Annotated in this window: 1 protein-coding gene; it reads left to right on the top strand. The window is 74.4% G+C overall.

Annotation, left to right across the window (positions count from 1 at the left end; genetic code table 11):
* On the top strand, positions 1–2,893 hold a 2,893-nt coding region (locus tag AOK24_RS33015; protein ID WP_240554240.1), incomplete at both ends, for an SDR family NAD(P)-dependent oxidoreductase.

Genomic DNA, 2,893 nt, shown 5'->3' with positions numbered 1-2,893 from the left:
CCCCTCGACACCGACGCCCTGCGCGCCCGCCTCGCGGAGGATCACGGCGCCTTCTACCGGAACCTCGCCGAACAGGGCCTCCCCTACGGCCCGTTCTTCCGCCGGGTCCGCCAGGTCTGGACCAGCACCGACGAAGTCCTCGGCCGTATAGGCGCCGTCGACGGCGACCCGGCGCACGCCCTGCACCCCGGCGTGCTGGACGCGGCCCTCCACACGTACGCCGCGCTGCTCGTCCGGCGCGCGCGGCCGATGCTCCCGTTCGCGGCGGACCGGGTCGACGTGTTCGGACCGGTGCCGGACAGCGGCTGGTCGTACGTCCGGGAGACCGGCCCGAACCGCTGCGAGGTCCTGCTCTGCGACGACGCGGGCGCGGTCCGGGTCCGGTTCGAGGGGCTGGCGTACCGGGAGGCGAAGCCGTCCGCCGTGGTCGTGCACCGTCCGGTGTGGACGCCCCAACCCGCCAAGGGGCGGGCCGAGTTCGGGCGCAGCGTGCTCTATGTGGGCGAGCCCGTCGCGGAGTTGCACCCCGGCGCCGACGTCCGACGCGTCCCGCTCGGCTTCACGGACGCCGAGATCGGCACCCCCGACCTCGTGTACTTCTTCGGTACGGCACCGGCTCAGGACCCCGTAGACCGTTCAGGCGCACGGGAGTTGGCCGACGGCGGCCCGCTCGCCCTGTACCGCCTGGTGCGCGCCCTCGACCGGTCCGGCGCGCTGGAGCGAGGCGTGCGGCTCAAGGTCGTCACCACCGACGTCCACCCGCTGGCGGACGACGACGCGTCGTCCCCGTGGGCGGCCGGGCTCCTCGGTGTCGCGGCCGTCGCGGCGAAGGAGTTCCCGGCGCTGCACGTCTCCCTGGTCGACGTCCGCGCCGCCGAGGCCGGACAGCTCGCCGGGGCGATCGTCGCCGAGCCCTTCCCGGCGAAGCCCGTGCCGGTGTCGATCAGGGGCGGTGTACGCCGGGTACGGGCCCTGGAGCGGGTCGAACTGCCCGCCACGGCAACGCCGTTGAGGAAGGGCGGCGTCTACCTGATCGTCGGTGGTCTCGGCGCGGTCGGCCGGGACACCTGCCTGCACCTCGCCCGGACGTACGGCGCGAAGCTGGTCGTCGTCGGGCGCTCGCCTCTCGACGAGGACCGGCGCCGGGCGGTGGCCGAGCTGGAGAAGGCGGGCGCCGAGGTGCGGTACCTGGCGCTGGACGCCACCGACCCGGCCGCGCTCACCGGCGCCGTCGACCTCGCCGTCCGTGAATTCGGCGCCCTGCACGGGGTGTTCAACGCGGCGATGGTCCTCGTCAACCGGGTCCTGCGGGACCTGTCCGAGGACGAGATGCGGGCCGCCCTTGAGGTGAAGACCGGCACGGCCTGGGCGTTGCTGCACGCGGTGCGTGAACTGCCTCTGGACTTCGCCCTGTTCTACTCCTCCGGCGTGGCCTTCGAGGGCAATCACGGCCAGGCCGGGTACGCGGCGGGCTGCGTCTTCGCCGACGCGTACGCGGCCCACGCCGCCCGCACCCTGCCGTTCCCGGTGCGGGTCCTCAACCTCGGCTACTGGCATGCGGCCGGGGACGCGGAGCGGGCACGCGTCCTGACCCGCTTCGAGGCCGCCGGCATCCGGCCGCTCAGCGCCGAGCGGGGCATGGCGGTCGTCGAGCGGACCTTGGGGGCCGGGCTGCCGCAGGTGTTCGCGCTCGACGCCGACCGGACGATCCTCGACAACCTCGGGATCGACGCGGACCGCACCCTGCGGGTGGCCCCGGGCGAGGTCCCGGACACGCTGCCCGAGGTGCGCTTCCCGGCCGGGCCCGACCCCGAACTCGCCGCGCATCAGCGGGCGGTGGCCGAGGCCGAGGTGCTGGCGGAACGGCTCCTGGCGGCGGTGCTGCGCCGGGCGGGGCTGACCGACCCGAGCCAAGTGGTCCCGGAACACCGGGCGTTGTTCGCCGTACAGCTCGGAATCGCCGAGGCGCGGTCTCCCGAAGAGGCCACCGAGGCTGAACTCGTCGCCGAGCTGCGCACCTTGACGGAGCATCACAGCTCGCTCGCCCCGGTCGTCAGCCTTCTCACCGACTGCCTCACCGCTCTCCCCGACATCCTCACGGGCCGCCGCCCCGCCATGGAGGTCCTCTTCCCCGACGGTTCCACCGAGCGCGTCGCCGCCGTCTACCGGGGCGACCCGGTCACCGACCGCTGCAACGCCGAGGTCGCGCGGATCGTCGTCGAGCAGGTCACGTCCCGTCTGGCGCGGGGCACCGGCCCCGTTCGGATCCTGGAGGTCGGCGCGGGGACGGGCGGCACGACGGCCGCCGTGCTCGCCGCGCTGGCGCCGTACGGGGATTCGGTCGAGTACGTCTTCACCGACGTGTCCCCGGCGTTCGTCCGCAAGGCCGGGAACCGGTTCGGGGCGCGGTATCCGTTCGTGCGGTTCGAGGTGCTGGACATCGAGGCCGGGGCGGCGGCCGGGGAGTACGACGTCGTGTTCGGGACGAACGTCCTGCATGCGACGCGGCGGCTGTCCCACACGCTCACGCGGGCCAAGGAGTCGCTGCGGCGGGGCGGGGTGCTGCTCGCGGTCGAGGGGACGCGGCCCAGGAGTCAACTCGCCCTGATCTTCGGGCTGACGGCGGGGTGGTGGCTCTTCGACGATCCCGAGCAGCGGATGCCGGGGTCGCCGCTGGCGAGCGAGCGGCAGTGGCGGGACGCCCTGGCGGCCTGCGGGTTCACGGGGATCAGCGTGGGCGCGCCGGGGAGTGAGGCGGGGGTGGCGTTCCAGAGCGTGATCGCCGCCGTGAGCGACGGGGTGGTGCAGCGCGCGACCCCTACGGCAGCCCCCGTCACCGTACCGGCTGCCCCGGCTCCTGTCGTCGAGGCCCCCGTCTCAGCCCCCACCGACC

It is taken from the genome of Streptomyces niveiscabiei, from assembly GCF_001419795.1.
Taxonomy (GTDB): domain Bacteria; phylum Actinomycetota; class Actinomycetes; order Streptomycetales; family Streptomycetaceae; genus Streptomyces; species Streptomyces niveiscabiei.
This window is presented reverse-complemented; position numbering and strand designations above follow the sequence as displayed.